The sequence below is a fragment of the Brevibacillus sp. HB1.2 genome (assembly GCF_013332495.1).
Taxonomy (GTDB): domain Bacteria; phylum Bacillota; class Bacilli; order Brevibacillales; family Brevibacillaceae; genus Brevibacillus; species Brevibacillus porteri.
Map to the genome: position 1 here is coordinate 232652 of NZ_JABMIU010000002.1, position 17905 is coordinate 250556.

General features: G+C 47.7%; 14 protein-coding genes. 7 read left to right on the forward strand and 7 right to left on the reverse strand.

Annotated features, from left to right (window positions below; translation table 11 throughout):
- The first annotated feature begins 78 nt into the window (after positions 1-78).
- Positions 79-744: a hypothetical protein gene (locus HPY28_RS05985; protein ID WP_100169698.1), complete on the forward strand. Its 666-nt coding sequence runs from the start codon at positions 79-81 to the stop codon at positions 742-744.
- A 242-nt stretch (positions 745-986) separates the two neighbouring features.
- On the opposite strand, the gene HPY28_RS05990 is transcribed toward HPY28_RS05985, so the two are convergent.
- The 4 genes from HPY28_RS05990 to HPY28_RS06005 form a co-directional block, all read right to left on the reverse strand.
- Positions 987-2135, reverse strand: a complete 1149-nt coding sequence (locus HPY28_RS05990; RefSeq protein ID WP_017249422.1) for a glycosyltransferase family 4 protein — start codon at positions 2133-2135, stop codon at positions 987-989.
- Positions 2136-2168: 33 nt separating this feature from the next.
- Positions 2169-3929: a CotS family spore coat protein gene (locus HPY28_RS05995; RefSeq protein ID WP_174230235.1), complete on the reverse strand. Its 1761-nt coding sequence runs from the start codon at positions 3927-3929 to the stop codon at positions 2169-2171.
- Between the two features lie 181 nt (positions 3930-4110).
- Positions 4111-7383, reverse strand: a complete 3273-nt coding sequence (locus HPY28_RS06000) for a DEAD/DEAH box helicase (protein ID WP_017249424.1) — start codon at positions 7381-7383, stop codon at positions 4111-4113.
- 100 nt (positions 7384-7483) lie between these two features.
- Positions 7484-7777, reverse strand: coding sequence for a DNA primase (locus HPY28_RS06005; RefSeq protein ID WP_174230236.1), 294 nt, complete (start codon positions 7775-7777; stop codon positions 7484-7486).
- Between the two features lie 279 nt (positions 7778-8056).
- Here HPY28_RS06005 and pdaA point away from each other — a divergent pair, with 279 nt between their 5' ends.
- The gene (gene pdaA / locus HPY28_RS06010) at positions 8057-8842 is read left to right on the forward strand and encodes a delta-lactam-biosynthetic de-N-acetylase (RefSeq protein WP_173622121.1); all 786 of its coding nucleotides are present in this window, start codon (positions 8057-8059) and stop codon (positions 8840-8842) included.
- 70 nt (positions 8843-8912) lie between these two features.
- On the opposite strand, the gene aspA is transcribed toward pdaA, so the two are convergent.
- Positions 8913-10337, reverse strand: coding sequence for an aspartate ammonia-lyase (gene aspA, locus HPY28_RS06015; RefSeq protein ID WP_017249427.1), 1425 nt, complete (start codon positions 10335-10337; stop codon positions 8913-8915).
- Positions 10338-10496: 159 nt separating this feature from the next.
- Here aspA and HPY28_RS06020 point away from each other — a divergent pair, with 159 nt between their 5' ends.
- Together HPY28_RS06020 and HPY28_RS06025 are read left to right on the forward strand one after the other, a co-directional pair.
- Entirely contained in the window at positions 10497-11006 is a 510-nt protein-coding gene (locus HPY28_RS06020) for a Gmad2 immunoglobulin-like domain-containing protein (RefSeq protein WP_174230237.1), read from the forward strand.
- Positions 11007-11367: 361 nt separating this feature from the next.
- Positions 11368-12114, forward strand: coding sequence for a YwaF family protein (locus tag HPY28_RS06025; protein WP_174224315.1), 747 nt, complete (start codon positions 11368-11370; stop codon positions 12112-12114).
- Position 12115: 1 nt separating this feature from the next.
- Here HPY28_RS06025 and HPY28_RS06030 read toward each other — a convergent pair whose 3' ends face one another.
- Positions 12116-12994, reverse strand: coding sequence for a LysR family transcriptional regulator (locus HPY28_RS06030; RefSeq protein WP_173622122.1), 879 nt, complete (start codon positions 12992-12994; stop codon positions 12116-12118).
- Between the two features lie 145 nt (positions 12995-13139).
- Here HPY28_RS06030 and HPY28_RS06035 point away from each other — a divergent pair, with 145 nt between their 5' ends.
- Both HPY28_RS06035 and HPY28_RS06040 read left to right on the forward strand, forming a co-directional pair.
- Entirely contained in the window at positions 13140-14036 is an 897-nt protein-coding gene (locus HPY28_RS06035) for a DMT family transporter (protein ID WP_017249432.1), read from the forward strand.
- Between the two features lie 124 nt (positions 14037-14160).
- A complete protein-coding gene (locus HPY28_RS06040; protein ID WP_174230238.1) occupies positions 14161-14640 on the forward strand; it encodes an SRPBCC family protein in 480 nt (159 codons plus the stop codon).
- An 81-nt stretch (positions 14641-14721) separates the two neighbouring features.
- Here the strand turns inward: HPY28_RS06040 and HPY28_RS06045 are convergent, their stop codons facing one another.
- A complete protein-coding gene (locus HPY28_RS06045; RefSeq protein ID WP_174230239.1) occupies positions 14722-16320 on the reverse strand; it encodes an amidohydrolase in 1599 nt (532 codons plus the stop codon).
- Positions 16321-16540: 220 nt separating this feature from the next.
- Here HPY28_RS06045 and HPY28_RS06050 point away from each other — a divergent pair, with 220 nt between their 5' ends.
- On the forward strand, positions 16541-17857 hold the full coding sequence (locus HPY28_RS06050) for an MFS transporter (RefSeq protein WP_174224319.1): 1317 nt from the start codon (positions 16541-16543) through the stop codon (positions 17855-17857).
- The last annotated feature ends 48 nt before the right edge of the window (positions 17858-17905 follow it).

Consider the following 17905-nt stretch of genomic DNA (forward strand, 5'->3'; position numbering starts at 1 on the left):
CTGATTTTGTCAAATCAGGTGTTAGTCCAATGCGGTCGCCACCCTACTGAATATGATATTTCATGCATAGTAAGGAGGGTGTTGCCTTTGAAAGCATTGAGAAAGAAGAAACTAAAAGCAAAGCAAACCCGCTGCTGCCCCTGCAAGAAGCGATCTACCAAACGCAAATCCAATAGTCTGCTCAGGCAACTACGCCGTTTTGCCCGTATCCACGTTCGCGCACCTCAAGTGAATGTGACCACCCCCATTCCACAAGTAGAAGCACCTGTTGTACAAGTAGACGCTCCTGTTGTACATGTAGAAGCGCCTGTTGTACATGTAGAGCCACCTGTTGTACATGTAGAGCCACCTGTTGTAAAAGTAGAGGCACCTGTTGTACAAGTAGAGGTACCTGTTGTACAAGTAGAGGCACCTGTTGTACAAGTAGAAGCACCGAAGCCAATCGTCATCCCTGCACCATTAGTGAAGGTAGATGTCGAAACGGAAGAATCGGCTGATCAAGTATGTATTGAAGGGCTTCGTCAAGAACTCAGCAAATGCATGAGAAACGATCAACTTGTGGAGATCTTACTGACGACGGATTGGGGACCTGAGAGTCGTTCTTACCGAGTCGGCAAGCTTCTTAGAGTGGACGAAGGAATCATTGAATTACAGACCTTACCCTCCTCACGTACAAACGGAGCCTCTATTCTTATTCCTATCACCCACATCGTCGCGATTATTCCAAATGCAGAACCTAATTGAACAAGCTGATATTCTAAGGAGCTTCAGGATTACCTGAAGATGCGGGGAGTCTGTGCGTAGTAGATTCCCCCCATCTTCCCCCATTTCGTACAATAGGCATGTGGGACGAGCCCTTTTGTTCAGACAGGCCTGTCCACTCTAGAAGGACATTGCAAGTCTCTTTCGTCCCGAAGGTATGAATAAACGCCCACTTCTCCGATCTCTCTTTAGGGAAGTGGGCTGATAGCATTCACTTTTTGGTTTTACCTACCCATGTTATTCCATACATCTAGCACATCTCTCGCAACTCGATCCCATGTAAATCTTTGTTCGGCAAGCTGGCGTCCACTTCTCCCCATTTGACGTTGGAGATCGCGGCTGGACAATAGTTGTTTCAGCTGTACAGCAAACGCTTGAGGGTCCTCCGGCTGCTCGACCAACAGTCCATTGCCTCCGATGATCACCTCAGCATTTCCACCCCGTTTTGTCGTGACAAAAGGCAGACCGGCAGCCATCGCTTCATAATGGACACGTGCCAGTGGTTCCTCCCATTGCGAAGGACAGACAAAAACGTCCCCCGCCCAGAACCAGTGGTGAATCTGATCTGCCGGAACAAATCCCGTTGTAATTACCGGAACAGGCGAACGATTCGCCAATGATCGTACATATGCTGCATAGTCACTGATTTTATTTTCACCGTACCAGGACCCTCCAACTAAGACGAGAGCGATGTTGGAATGGTAGGAGCGGAGTTCATTCATCGCGCGAACCAGAATGTCGGCCCCTTTTTTCGGCGTCAATCGTCCTACAAACAATATCACTTGTTTGTTGCCAAGATTGTGCGTCGACCGCAGTTCCTGACGAATCTTTTGCGCCGTATTGGATCCTTCCACCGGAACAAATGTTTCCAAGTTCACACCTGAATAAATTGTACGAAGCTTGTTTGTGGCTTCAGGATATAGCGATGAAATGACCCGGCCGACATAATCGCTGATGGTGATGATGCGTTCTGTTTCAGCAACGGCTCTAGCAGCTTCTGCCTGCCCTATTTTTACCGGATCAAACATATCATTGTGCATACTTAAAATGATACGTGCGTTCGGGCATACTTCACGAATGATGGGAACCATCCGCGGTCGGTTAAAAACATGGATAACATCATAGTTGTTCGCACTTAGGAAAGCGGCTACTTCGCGTGCATAAATCTCGAACACCCCTTGACCATTTACCCGCACATAACGTGCATTGCGAACTTTTTCATCCATCGGTAGCGTGGGATCCGACGTTCCCAGGATAGTCAGCTCGTGATGCCTCCCTAGAATATCTGCAATCCCTGCAATATAAGTCTGAATCGCTCCCCCTCGTATAGGAGGGACTGGCAATTTCTCTGTACAGACCATGATAACTTTCATCCGTATTCTCCTTTCCCGTTCCGACTTCTTACATTAGTTGCCTCTCGTCTTCTTTGATTTATGACGCTGTTTCTTCATCTGATTGTTGATGAATTTACGGCTTGGTTTCGCCGTCTTGGCAACTTTCTTGCTCTTGTTGGAAGTGACGGTCCGGGACTGCTGTTTAGATGTCCACACAGTTCCTTTTTTGCTTTTCCCTGTTTGACTTGCGGGTTTTGCTTGTGGTGATTTGGCTTTTACATTGATAGAGACCTTTACTCTTCTTTGAGGCTTGCTTGACTTATTGCTGCTGCTTTTTGAGACAGCTGAGCTCATTCCCCGCTTTTTGTTTCGACGAACGAGGTTTCGTGCTTCGCTTGTAGCGAGTGGCGCTGATGGCGTAAAAGGAACATTTCCCGAAAATGAGATTCGAGTTCTGCGAGTAGTGCTTTGTTCTGCCTCTGCCCCTTCTTGCTGGCTTTCTTCCCGTATAACTGGCGTTTTGTCGCTTGCAGGCTGCTTGACTTTGGACTCTTTGTCTTTGGATACCTTCACCTTAGACACCTTGCTCTTGGACTTTTCGTCTTTCGGCACCTCGACCAAAGACTCTGTCGGTGGAGTGGATACCGCAACAGGTATGAAGTCCTTGATACCTGACGCCAGCCTTTGCGGTTCAACTACTTCCGTTATTTGGTCATAGTTGCCCGGTTCGTATTTGCTGATATCTTTTGCAAGTTCTGCCAATGCCGCATCTTTCGTTTTATCCCCCGTCAACACTCGCTGCAAAATGCCTTCCGCTTCCGTCGACAGAAAGATTGCGGGATCATAAAACATCTCTTTGAGGTGCTTATAAAATTCGTTTGGCACTGCCATATCATTTAAGAGCACTTCAAACGATTCGCGATCCAGTGGATTCGCCTTATGATAGGCTTCGATCATGCCGCGCATCCAGGTAACATCCCAGACGCCCATATCATCCATCGTACTGGTGATGAGCTTGCGCAAATCCCGAAATGGCAAATCGTACGACACGCCATCCAGGTCGATGACCCAAAGCCCTCCCGGACCATTTTGACCATTTGACCAGCCGTAATCTTGGTGCACCAATCCCCAGTGCGCCTCTCCCATTTTGATCATTTTCGGATAGGAAGATGTTTTTAGTTTCTCTAAGGCTGCCCATGCTTGCTGTTCATAGTGATCAACGACGGCCAAAATGGATTTACTTGTTGGTGTTTCACTGTAGGCTTTTGCTACTTCCCGCATCCACCCGATTTTTTTGGCAATCTTTTGATAATGATTGGGCCAACGATATAAACGGGAAGAGTTTTTGGCTCCTGCGGGCGGAATATAGCCTTTCGAATGACGATGGAATTCACCAAGACCGTAGCAAAGTTCTTGCGCGCCTACCAAATCTACTTTTGTTGCCGGTTGCAAAGCAATCCAATCGGTAACAATCCAGAGTTTCCCGCCTTTTTCCACAAATAGACTGCCATTTCGGGCAGGAATCAGTGCTGGTACCCTTGCCCCCTGTTTGACGACGTATTCTTGGAAAGCCACACTATAGAGACTGCGTTCAGGCGTACGGTGCAGTACCTTTAGGCTGCGCGGACCTTTATCTGTTTCAATGCGCCAAATAGCCCCGCCTTTGTCTGGCTTGGAAGTAATGAGCGTACGACTCTTCACCGACATGTCATACTCTTTGACCACTTCTTCTGCGATCGCGTCTACTTCCGGTGGCACTGTCAAATCCCAGTTAGCCGGCGTTTCCACATTCCCTTCTCGGGTATCCCATGGCTTAATCACATATTGTTCCATTCCATTCCCCCCACACTACTGTGGTGATGCCTTCGTCCTTCTCCATAAGCTATTCGCTATATTCTTATCTCGAACCGGACAAATATCATTGGGAGTCTGCCAATTCGTTATTCGCACAGGGATAAAGTCTCGCAAAAACAGCTTGACCCCTCGCATGGTAGCGACAGTCAAGCTGTTCATGTTAAATCATCAGCAATTCGCGTATTTCTTGCTCGGTTAAAGAAGAGATAGCCTCGTGCCCCGGTGTAATGATTTCCTCGATCAAGTTTTTCTTTTTTTGTTGCAGCTCGTACATCTTCTCTTCGACCGTCCCCTCTGCAACAAGCCTGATCACTTGAACGACGTTCTTTTGTCCGATACGATGGGCACGATCAGCTGCCTGTTGTTCCACAGCGGGATTCCACCACAGATCATACAAGATTACGGTGTCCGCACCCGTCACATTCAATCCTGTTCCCCCAGCTTTCAATGACATGAGAAACAGATCTCGCTCGCCCTCGTTAAATCGGTTGCACAAATCTAGTCTCTCTGCCACTGGTGTCTGTCCGTCCAGATAGAAAAACGGGACACCGTGATACCCCAGCTCGCGTCCGATTATCCCTAGCATCTCCGTAAATTGAGAAAAGAGCAAAACGCGCTTCCCAGCGTTTTTGCATTCACCGATGATCTCGAATAGCTGTTCGAGCTTGGCTGACCCGCCGTCATACTCTTTGACGAACAGCGCCGGATGACAACATATCTGACGCAGTCTCGTCAAGCCAGCGAGAATTTTGATCCGATTTTTTTGAAAGCCTTTATTGTACAGATGCTTCACTGTTTCCTGTTGGAGCTGCGCCAAATAGGCGACATACAGCTTTTTCTGTTCTGGCAACAGCCTTGCGCTTTGCAGTGTTTCAATTTTGGCCGGCAATTCCTTCAGTACCTCAGTCTTAAGCCTGCGTAGTAAAAATGGGCGCGTCCGCTTCGCAATCGTATCTCGCGGCAAGTCGAGGAATTCCTTTCTTGCCGGAAAAAGCTCAGGGAAAACAGCATCGTAGATGGACCACAGCTCCTCTATCCTGTTTTCCACAGGTGTTCCCGTAAGAGCAAAGCGATGCTTAGCTTTCAATCGTTTGACTGTCTGAGCTGTTTGGGTCACATAGTTTTTGAAGGTTTGCGCTTCATCCAAGATCAAGGTGTGGAAGGAATACTCCTCGAACTGGGCATGATCACGACGCAAGAGCGGATACGAAGTAATGAGCACATCGATTTCTGACAGCTCGTTTACGATTTGATTCCGCTCTTCCTTCGTTCCATCCACAATAACGCTACGGATATTTGGCGCGAACTTTTTAATTTCATTGTGCCAATTGTATAAAAGAGAGGCAGGAGCCACGATAATCGCCGGGAGCTTTTGTTCTCGGATTTCGGGCAGGACAGAGAGAAGAAAGGTAATACTTTGCAACGTCTTCCCCAGTCCCATATCGTCTGCGAGAATTCCCCCAAAGCCGTAGTGTGCCAATGTTCTCATCCATTGATAGCCAAACTTCTGATAATCTCGAAGTGTCGCCTGCAATGATTCGGGTACTGGAAAGTCCAGATTATCAGGGTTACGCATATTCTCCAAAAACTGGCGCAATGATTTGCCTAGCTGAACAGACTGTCCCTGCATGGGTATATCAAGCAAGCGCAGTCCCCGAAAAGCAGGCAGTTGAAAACCACTCCCCATTTGCTCAGCATATTGCATGCCCATCTCGTCCAGGAAACGATTGATTTGCTCAAATTCCTTTGTCTCAAGTGGCAGAAGTGCTCCATTCGACAGCCGATGATATCTGCGCTTTTCTTCTACCGATTGGATAACACTTCGGATCTCGGACTCGGGTATCCCATCCATATCAAAGCGAAAATCCAGCCAATTTGTTCGCTCATCAACATCCACTTTTACTTTTGGTGGTAGGTGGAGAGGCTGAATCCTGATTTTTACGGAAGTTGTTGCGTATACCTTTAACAGTTTTTCCAGCTTAGGGACGACGTGGTAAAGGAAGTCGTACTCAGCTTCCTCGTCATCTAGAAAATACCCGCCTTCCGTGCGGGTAAAGGCACTTTCCTCCATCAGCCCTAAAATCTGCCGCTCCTTCTCCCCATCACGCATCAAAATCAGCTCACTGCCACGTTGCCCTCCTCCTTCATTCCCTTCCAGCGGATTGATGACGATATCGCCATATTGAAACTCAAGTCCCGCCAGCAGCCGGTCTCTTACCCTGTCCAAATACAGCTTGGCTTTTAACTGGAATTGCACGACTCGTTCCGAGACGGCCTTTGCAATTTGCACGTTCCCCAGTTTCATCAAGGCCGGGACAACCTGCACCATGAATGGCTCGATTTTTTCCGCGGGAATGTGAATTCGCTCACTGCTATGAGATTCTAGCAGGTACTTCAGCTCAGCCAAACTGTGGCATTGTTCCTTTGGTAGTCTGTGCCATATGCCATCTACGAGCAACAATCCGTAAGCTTCCAAGACAGTGATTTGCTTGAATCCTTGGACTTCCAGCTGATATTGATCGGTTTTGGTCTGGTCGAATTCGAAGTGGAGTGGCGGCGGCTCATCTATACATGCAAACGTTGGATACATTTGGTCATGATGCTGAATGTGAACAGTCGGTGCGGTAAGTAGCAAAGCAAATATTCGCTCCCAGGTAAAGGGTGGCACAAGAAGAACCCGTTCCCCACCCACATGCTTCTGTTCCTGATAATGGTAGCTTGCTGTCTCTCGATATATTTTTTCCGTGCGGTAAATTTGCAGGAGTTCACGGAGAATGGCTTCATGCTCTGGCAAAAAGCGATGCAAATTCGGATCATAGGCAAATTGGCTAGAGAAACGATACACTTGCTGCTTATCCACCTGGTCTAAAAACGCGCGAATGTCCTTTACGATGTACAACCTCTTTGGCCCTAGCTTCAGCTCTATTCCGATCATGCTCTTGCGAAAGCCGTATGGTATGATTTTACATATGATTTCCAAGGCAAGCGTTGTTCGTGAATCCAGCAACACGCGATTATGGCTTGTCCGAATCGGCCGGTCCACGAACAAGCCGAACAGTCCCTCTGTTAGCTGGGAATCAGGCTGGGTTGTCCTGCCTGCTTGTCTCGTTGCAAAGGAAGTGGAATAGCTGCCAGGATGCTCGTCTACTTGCAGATCACGCATGGTTAACAACGAAGCTGCGATATGTTGGCAGTAGTGATCATACGACGCTAAAGTAGGACAACTACACACTGCTGCCATACCAGACTCGTCCAGTTCAATCGTGACCTGATAATTATTTTTTCCTGCGTTCACTGTGGTTTTGATCCAGGCAGGCTCCTGTTGAAAATGCTCCACAAGCACGTTCCCAGAACGGTAAAACGTCTTTCCTCTTTCATAGGAAAGGCGACCGCACCATTCTTTTATCGTTTGATGACTCACTTGAAAGCTCATTTTCTGCTCCATCCTCATCATGAAATATGTTTAATATTACAGAATGCAACAGAAAAAAGATACGCATGTACGCGTATCTTTTTTCAACAAATACAAACGATTAGTCGTCGTCATCTTCGTCGTCATCTTCTTCTTCGTCATCGGATTCCTCGTCTTCAGATTCCTCGTCTTCGGATTCTTCGTCTTCGGATTCCTCGTCTTCGGATTCTTCGTCTTCGGATTCTTCGTCTTCGGATTCTTCGTCTTCGGATTCTTCATCTTCGTCTTCATCTTCTTCATCATTACTGCCGAAGTACAATTTTTTCGTGGTACCATCTTCGTATTCGATTTTTACTTCCAATTCTTCTGCACCTTCACCGATGGCATCACGTAATTGCTCCAACCATTCTTCCATGTTAACCACACCTCCTGGCTATAGATGATTACTTGGTAGCATTTGCCAACAGTTTTCTGTCGACTTTGATACTATATGACGAGTTCCTTTTTCTTGTATGGACAGTTGTCTCCCTATCCAGAGAAGATTTTTACACAACTTGGAATACCGCTTCACTTGCCCTTCTACCTAGCCACTGTTGCAGATGTACGTTTACATATTTGGAAGTAGACTGGACAAACTTTTGATGGAATCGCCTTAAATACATCATGACTTCGCTACAGAAGGGAGAGCTCCTTATTGAAAAGACGATGGATCAAAAGCTTGTTGATCGGGATTAGCTTGTTGCTTACAAGTGCCTTGCCAGTTGACTCGATTATGGCCTCACCAGATCACCCGTACCATTTTGGATTTAAAAAGAGCAAGAATGGTCAGTTACCCTCTATTAACGAGGAAGGCTTTAAAGGCATTGTGGATCGTCACGGTGCGGTTTTTTTAGGGGATACCACGAAAAAAGAGCTTTACTTGACGTTTGATAACGGTTATGAAAACGGCTTTACACCAAAGATTTTAGATACACTTGTCGCGAAAAAAGTCCCTGCCATTTTCTTTGTGACAGGGCACTTTGTGAAGGAACAGCCCGAGTTGTTAAAGCGAATGGCGCAAGAGGGACATCTAATCGGCAACCATTCCTGGAGCCATCCCGATATGACAACCGTATCGAATCAGAAAATCAAAGACGAACTGACGAAAGTAAGGGATGCAGTCCAGCAAGTGACCGGACAAGCTAACATGCGTTACTTACGACCTCCTAGAGGAATTTTCAGCGATCGCACACTTGCTGTAACCAAAGATATGGGCTATACCAATGTTTTTTGGTCGGTCGCCTATAAAGATTGGGATACCAAAGTCCAGCGAGGGGCAAAATATGCCTATGATAGCGTGATGGCTCAATTGCATCCTGGCGCTGTCATTCTGCTCCATTCTGTCTCCAAAGACAATGCAGAGGCACTCGGGATGATGATCGATGAAGCACGCAAGCAAGGCTATGAATTCAAGAGCTTGGAGCAGCTTCCGAAAAAGTAGTGCAAGCCCTTCCTTTTGCAAGCAAAAACTCCCGCTGCTTCGCATGTGCAAAGCGCGGGAGTTTTTTGGTTTAGTCGCGATCCAGCAAGGATGCTCCAGCAATACCTGGATGAGTCATTTCAAATGGATCGAGAATCAGATCCAGCTCTTCTTCTGTCAGTACATTGTGTTGCAAGCACAGCTCACGTACAGACTTTCCTGTCAAAATGGCTTCGCGGGCAATGCGTGCAGCAGTCTCATATCCGAGATGAGGATTCACCGCAGTGATAACGCCTACGCTTTTTTCGACGTATTCTTTCATGCGCTCGCGGTTTGCTTCGATTCCTTCCAAGCAGTGACGCGTAAAGACATCGAATGCATTGTCCATAATGCTGATCGATTGCAGCAAGTTGAAGACAAGCACAGGCTCCATAACGTTCAGTTCTAGCTGACCTGCCTCGGAAGCCAAACAAATCGTATGGTCATTTCCGATGACCTGAAACGCTACTTGGTTGATGAGTTCTGCCATGACAGGATTGACTTTTCCTGGCATAATCGAGGAGCCTGGCTGACGTGCTGGCAAGGAGATTTCTCCCAGTCCAGCTCGAGGTCCTGATGCCATCAAACGTAAGTCATTTGCGATTTTAGACATATTCATCATGCAAACTTTCAGTGCTGCTGATACTTCTGTGTACGCATCTGTGTTTTGTGTAGCATCCACGAGATGCTCCGCACCCGTCAGCGGGAAGCCTGTGATATCGGCAAGATGCTTGACTACTGTTGTAATGTAACGAGGGTCAGCATTCAAACCCGTTCCTACCGCAGTCGCTCCCATATTCACTTCGTACAAATGCTGACGAGATTGCTTGATACGCTTGATGTCGCGCTCAAGCACTCGACGGTATGCTTCGAATTCTTGGCCCAAGCGAATCGGAACCGCATCCTGCAAATGCGTTCTACCCATTTTTATGACATCATCGAATTCTTTTGCTTTTTGGCCAAATGCATCATGCATCTTATCCATTGTCACGAGCAGCTTTTCCAACAGAGTAAGTGTTGAAATATGAATCGCTGTCGGGAAAGCATCATTGGTAGACTGAGACATGTTGACATGTGTATTTGGGCTGAGGTGGAAATAATCTCCTTTTTTCTCACCCAGCATTTCAAGACCGCGGTTCGCGATCACTTCGTTGGCATTCATATTGATCGAAGTACCTGCTCCGCCCTGGATCGGATCGACGATAAATTGATCATGCCATTTTCCTTGCATGATTTCTTCCGCCGCAGCGACAATTGCATTTCCTAACCGTGGATTCAATCTGGAAACTTCCATATTGGCCATCGCAGCTGCTTTTTTTACCATTGCCATTGCATTGATGAGGGAAAAATGAAGACGATACCCGGTGATTGGGAAGTTTTCCGTTGCTCGCATCGTTTGCACGCCATAATAAGCATCTACTGGAATTTGCTTCTCGCCAAGAAAGTCTTTTTCCACTCGAAACGTCTGTTGTTCCATTCTTATCAGACCAGCCTTCTAGGAATAATGGTTGCTACTTCCTCTCCATTCTACCACAGTTTGATGCAGGAAGACTCATCCACCTGAAACACTATTATTTGTTTTTACGTCTTACTATTTGTAGGTACCATTTCATACCAGACAGAATCGAGGGATACCATGAAAAAACTGCTTTTGCTGCTGTTGACGATCGGCTTGCTGCAAGGATGCACGAGTGGCACAGATAGCCCTTCCACTCCAACAGAACAACAGAAGCCACCTGTTGCAGCCGAGCCCGAGACACCTGCTTCTGAGCCACCCGCAACCTCGCAACCACCTACAACGCCTGAGAAGCCACCAACGGAACAACCAACTCAACAAGAGACTGTCTATGCCAATGACATTTTCCGCAATGTCACTGTGAAGAAAACCGCCCAAGACACGTTTGAAATCAAAGGACAGGCGAGTGTGTTCGAAGCAGTACTCAATTACGTCGTAGAAGATGGGCATAACGAGCTGACGCAAGGTTCCGTGCAGGCTACGACCGCTGCTCCTGATTGGGGAGATTTTACCCATACACTGAAAGTGAAAAAAGCGGAGCCGAACAGCACACTGACACTGATCTTGTTTGAAACTAGCATGAAAGACGGTAGCCGAAGAATGGAACTCATCATTCCGCTCCCGGAATAAGGCCTGCAAAAAAATCAGACCCTCTCTATGAAAGAGAGGGCCTGATTGAAAGGGTCTATTATTAGATAGCAGTAGACAGTCAGTTGCCGTATGCCTTGCTGTTACTTTTACTCGCTTTTTTCTTCCTTGAAGCATTCCATGCAGAGCGCACCATTGTTCTCGATTTCATACTCGGTCAAGCGAACCTGGCAAGACTTGCATTGTTTTTCCGTGAGCACTAAGTTCAAGACTATAACTCCTCTCAATGATGTAACGTAGTCTATTTATATTATAACCAAAGATTTATATCAGACAAATAGCTATCTGTTAAAATTTCGTGAATTTTCAAATATAAAAAATAATAAACAAAGAGGAGATCATTATGACCTCACCCTATTTTTCACTTTTTCTGACAGGGGAGCCGTTTCGGCTGTTTTCTACTTCTCACGTTATCACCTTGATTCTTGTGCTTTGTCTGGTCGTGTTCACCTATTTATTTCGGCAAAAGCTCCAAGTCCCGACAAATCGACTCGCCACACGTTACGTACTTGCGGGTGTCTTGCTCTTGTCAGAGGTTTGTTATCAGCTTTGGCATGTTTATACCGAGAGCTGGACGGCTGCTTACACATTGCCCTTGCAGCTGTGTAGCGTGACCCTCCTCCTTTCTGCCATGATGCTGATGACGAGAAGTTACGGGATGTATGAGATTACGTTTTTTGCAGGAATTGGCGGAGCCATGCAGGCACTGCTTACCCCCGAGTTGTTTTATCCATTTCCGCATTTTCGCTTTGTGCATTTTTTTGTAGCCCACGCGGGAATCGTCCTTGCTTGCCTGTACATGACGTGGATAGAAGGCTACCGTCCGACTGTCCGTTCGATTGGGAAAACGATGGGCTTTTTAAACCTGCTCTTACTCGTCGCACTTTTCGTCAACCATTGGACCGGCGGAAATTACTTATTTGTCTCGCGCAAACCGGACAATCCCAGTCTGATCGACTTTTTGGGCCCGTATCCGTGGTACATCGTATCGTTGGAAGGAGTAGCTCTCGCGTTGTTTTTCTTGTTGTACCTGCCCTTTATCCGAAAGCAACCGTTGGCGAAGGAAGTCAGGAGCGATTTGTCTGTCTGAATTACGCCTGCTGCTCGTTTACCCATTCGGTAACAAATTGCAAGAAGCGTTTGGCAGCCGGTGACTGCTTGGAAAAAGAGGTTGCTGCCACCCCCAGCGAACGGTAATGCTCCCCTTCAAGCGGGATCATCCGGATATTTGCAGGCAAGCGGAATAAAATCATTTCCGGAAGGATACTGATCCCGAGCCCATTTTGCACCATGGCAATAATCGCATGATCATCTCCTACTTCATATTTGATTCGCGGCTCGATCTGATACTGGGCCAGCAAGCGCTGTATATCATTGTCACAGCCCGTCTTCGGCATGATAAATGTCTCTTCGGCCAATCGGCTCACATGTACCCGCTCCTCTTTGTAGAGCGGGTGTTCCTCTGTCACCAGCAAATACATCTGATCCTTTTTCAAAGGAATACATTCCAAATCCTCTGTTGTCGGCAAGGAGACGAAGCCGAAATCAATCTCTCCGGTTTGAATCCAGCTCTCAATTCCATCGTAATACCCTTCCATCAGCTTAATCTCGATCGCCGGATATTGATCTTGAAACCGCTTGAGAATACCGGGAAGCCATTGCGTAGATACACTCGTAAACGTCCCAATTCTCACCGTCCCGACCTCCAACCCATTGATGGCAAACACCTCTTGTTTCATCCGCTCATGACAGCGCAAGGTCTCGCGTATGTAGGGAAGCAGTCGCTCCCCATTACTCGTGAGGCTAATACCTGACCGTCCTCTGGTCAAAAGTGAAAACCCAAATTCCCGCTCCAGACTCGCAATCGCATGACTGATCGCTGATTGTGTCAGACCTAGTATTTCGCCAGCTTTGGTTAAGCTCCCCGACTCAATAACGGTGATCACTACCTCAAACTTGTTCAAACTCACCCTTCTTCGTCCCCTTTACATGAATCCGATTCATGAAAATCATCACAAACATTCATTTTTCTTATTTAAACGATACTCGTATACTGTTTATGGCGCAACACTGATTAGGACCCGCTTTTTCCCGGGCAAGGAGGCTTATCCCATCATGAAACCGCAAGTGAAAGCCGATTTGGCTATGATTTTGGTCACCCTGTTTTGGGGAACCTCGTATGTGTTTATGCAAATGGGATTGAAGGATTTGGAGACTTTCAATCTGATCGGTGTCCGCTTTGGCATTGCTTTTATACTCGCAGCTGCCTTGTTCCACAAACGCTTGCGTAGCACGAATCGAAAAACATTGCTCCATGCATTCGTACTCGGTGCGCTCCTTTTCGGGGTTTTTGCCACCATCACGAACGGAGTGAAATCAACGACAGCTTCCCAGGCAGGCTTTCTCGTTAGCTTGACCGTTATCTTTGTTCCGCTCTTATCTATTCTTTTGAGAAACCGTCCCGAAAAAAGAGTCTTTGTCGGCGCTGGACTGGCCATGATCGGTATCGGCCTGCTCACACTAAGCGCTGAATTTCGCATCAGCCAAGGAGATCTTCTGTGCATCGCTGGTGCTCTCTTTTACGCTACACATATTACCGTAACAGGCCGATGGGCCAATCAATCGGATACGATCCAGTTGGGGATTTATCAGCTTGGTTTTACGGCACTGTTGGGCATTGTTTTTTCTTTTGCGTTGGAGACTCCCACATTACCGCAGACGACAGAGGCTTGGATCGCCGTGCTCGCCCTTAGCGTATTGTGCAGTGCAATTGGCTTTGTCGTTCAAACGGTGGCCCAAAAATATACGACCGCCACGCACACGGGTGTTATTTTTTCCTTGGAGCCAGTCTTCGCTGCCCTGTTTGCCTTCTTGGTTACAGGCGAAACACTGTCTGTTCGCGGGTACATAGGCGCAGGTCTCGTTTTGATCAGTGTGCTGATTGCGGAAATCGATGTGAAGAGCTTGCTGCGCGGAAAGCAGCTGACAAAAAACCCGACTCACTCATCCTGAGCCGGGTTTTGCGTATGTGTTATGCAAGAGAGCAATCCGAAAGAAATCCAAACCTAATTTATTTGTTATGATTGAAAAAATGAGTATATTCATGGCGAAGCTACTTAAGTATGGAGGGATGGACATGAACCAAAACAACGAATCAAACAAAATCGCAACGCAAGCAGGCGACTGCGAGATTGTGATCACCCGTGTATTTGATGCTCCACGTGATCTTGTGTTTAATGCTTGGACGAAAGAGGAGAACCTGTCGAAATGGTGGGGGCCTCGAGGTTTCACGACGACTACTCAGCAGTTTGATCTAAAACCGGGCGGTACATGGCAGTTTATCATGCACGGTCCTGATAGCGTTGATTTTCCCAACACCAACGTCTTTGTCGAGGTCGTTCAACTCGAGCGAATCGTCTTCAAACATACTGTGTTTCCGCATTTTTTTGCGACAGCCATCTTTGAGGATCTGGATGGCAAGACCAAACTGACTTATCGCACCGTTTTTGAAGAAACTGCCGCTGTATTCGATAAGGTGAAAACATATGCCGTCCCAGGTGCCGAACAGACCATGGATCGTCTTGAAGAGCATCTGGCAAGTATGTCTGAAAAGTAGATCGTTCCATAAAACAGCGGCAATCCAGGACTTTACTTTCTTGTCCAGGACAGCCGCTGCTCTGATTTTCTGGTTATGTTTTCAAGACGTGTAGCAAACTGTTCCGCCTATGATGGTCATCATGACCTTTGTAGAGAGCAGCTCGTCTGGATCGATGGTAAACAGGTCTTTGGAATAGACGGTCATATCTGCGTATTTTCCACGAGACAGCGTACCTTTGACATGATCTTCGTTCGTCACCTGTGCACTGCCCAATGTAAACAGATGAATCGCTTCCTCCATCGTCAGTTTTTCTTGCGGGAAGTACCCATCGTGTGTTTCCCCTGGTGCTTTGCGCGTGACCGCTGCGTGTATCCCCAACAGAGGATCGATTGGCTCTACCGGTGTATCCGAGCCCGCAGCGCAAATGATTCCGTAGTCCATCATCGTTTTCCAGATGTACGAGTGTTGAATCCGCTCCTGCCCAACACGATCCATCACCCAAGGGAAGTCTCCTGCAAGAAAACGCGGTTGGATATCTGCGATCCGATGAGGATGCTTCAAGCGGTCCAGCAGGTCCGGCCGCAAGATTTGTGTGTGTATGAGGCGATCCCGATAGGCGACTGCCGGGAACTGATCCAAGCTGTTCAGCACCATTTCCAGTGCTTTGTCGCCAATGGTATGTACGGCTATGGGCATCCCCAGTTCTCGTGCTTGGCGAACCAGCTCTGTTAGCTCGTCTTGCTCATGCACTGGATACCCGCTGGTACTCGGATCATCAGCGTACGGAGCTGACAGGTAAGCCGTCCTACGTCCTAATGCCCCATCTGCAAAAATTTTCACCGCACCGATTTGCACATGAGCGTTTCCATAGCCTGCCGTCATGTTTAAGTCGCGCAGCTCATGCATATGCGGATAGAAGACAAGCAGGTTGCTGCGCAGCGCAAGCTCTTCGCCATTGATGAGCTCATCATAGAGCCGATACGTTTGCGCAAGTCCGCCCAATTCACGCAAATCCTCCGTATGTGCCCCTGTCAATCCATGCGCCATTGCATAGCGAATCGAGCTGCGCAGGCTTTGCTTCAACTGATCGTAGTCAGGTCTTGGAATATGCTTCGTAATCAGGTTGGAGGCAGTTTCTAATAGCATACCCGTTGGCTTTCCGCTCACAGGATCATGTACAATGACTCCCCCCGCTGGCACCTCCATGTCACGATGATAGCCACATAGCTCCAATGCCTTGCTGTTGACCAGATTCGCATGTCCACATATTCGTGCCAGAAGAATCGGGCAATGCGGTGCAGCTTGATCAAGCTCTTCAATGGTAGGAATGCCGCCCCCATCCGCGAACAAATTCTCATCCCAGCCATAGCCTTGTATCCACGTATTTTCAGGTGTGGCTTGCGCTTTTTCTTTTAAGAGAAACAGCATCTCGTCCTTGGACCGAGCTTTGCTCAAATCCAGCTGCAAAAAGGTGAGACCGAGCCATCCCAAGTGCAGGTGGCTGTCAATCAACCCCGGGGTAGCGGTACATCCTTGCAAATCAACGATCGCTACATCACTGCCTCCGTATTGAAGAAGCATGTCCGCATCGCTGCCCAAGTCATGGACAATACCATCCCGAACGACCAGTGCTTGTACGAACAAATGCTTGGAATCTCCTGTGTAAATGCGTCCATTTCTGAAAATGGTTGTCGCCATCTCGTAACCTCTTTTCTGTTCGCTTCTGTATTTTCGTATGCCTATCCTCTCTTAATTTGTTTGCTGCTAGTCGTTTTCCTCCCTGAAATGAAATAACCTTCAAAAAATTGCGATCTTCGCTTTTCATTTGGGAAAACATGGTGCTTACTCACTTTCCTGTTGAAAGTAGCAGCGGTAGGGCACGTTATGTTCATGTCCTATTTTTGCGCGGAGGGAACGTATGCAGCAAAAAACAAAAAACCGCCTTCCATCCTTCCTTCAAATACAGGAGTCCACTGGTCTGAAAATGTCGCGCCACGAGCCTTCTCATCAAAAGCCATCAGGTCGGTTGGACAATCAAGCCAAGCTGCTGCTCCTGGTCAACGCTGTATTCATTGCCGCTGGCGCCCTTTCTGGCACGTTTGTAAACGTCTATTTGTGGAAGGTAAAAAGTCAGTTTGCACCGATCGCTTGGTTTACTTTCGCCGCCCATCTCGCGGGTGCTCTTACCTTCTGGCTTGCTGGCTGGTATGTTAAGCATTTGAACAAAATGAATATCCTGCGTGCCGGGATGGCGGTTTCTGCCCTTTTTTATTTGCTCGTTCTTCTGGCGGGTCCAAAAGCTGTCTCTTATGCCGTACCGCTTGGGCTCGTTCAAGGTATGGCGAGTGGCTTTTTCTGGCTTTCTTTTAATGTGGTGTACTTCGAAATCACGAATGCCGATAACCGCGACCTTTTCAACGGTTGGGCAGGGTTGCTTGCTTCCATTGGCGGCATGCTCGCTCCATGGATATCAGGGCTGCTCATTACGCGGCTCCCGGGCAATAACGGCTACTCCCTTATTTTCGGGATCTCGCTTGCGCTATTTGTCGTCGGCGTGTTCATCAGCTTTTTTTTGAAAAAACGTCAATCGGAAGGGACGTATTCTTGGAGCTTTTCCTTCCGTTGCTTGAGAGAGGAGCCCGAGTGGCGCTGGGCGGCAGGCGCTTTAGCTGGTCAAGGACTGCGTGAAGGTGTATTCGGTTTTGTGATCGGTCTACTCGTCTACATTTCCACGAGAAGCGAGATGACTCTCGGCAACTACTGGTTGACTACATCTGCCGTCGGGCTTGTGAGCTACTTCTTGATCGCCAAATGGTTCGCTCCGCGCTATCGCAAGTGGGGAATGCTCACTGGTTCTGTCATCATGTGGGGGATTCTGTTCGTATTTTTTTGGCAGGTGAGCTTTACGACACTGCTTATTTTCGGGATTGCCGTGTCCATCGCTTATCCGCTGTATTCTGTACCCATGCTCTCCACGATTTTTGATCTGATTGGCACGAACGAAGAGAGCGCACGCAATCGGGTCGAGTATGTCGTGCTCCGAGAGTTCGCTCTGGACGTTGGTCGGCTGGTGGGGATTCTGATCTTTCTGCTGGTAACCTCCTTGAGCGTCTCTTCTCTTACGCTGAACTGGTTGATTCTGTGCATCGGAATCGGCCCACTCATCGCTTGGGCGTGCATGACCAAGCTATTCCGTCACGTCCCCGCGACTAAAAAAGCAGACAACGAAACGTAAGCGTACGCCCATGACAAAACCCGCTTCGGCTGACTTGCCTAGCGGGTT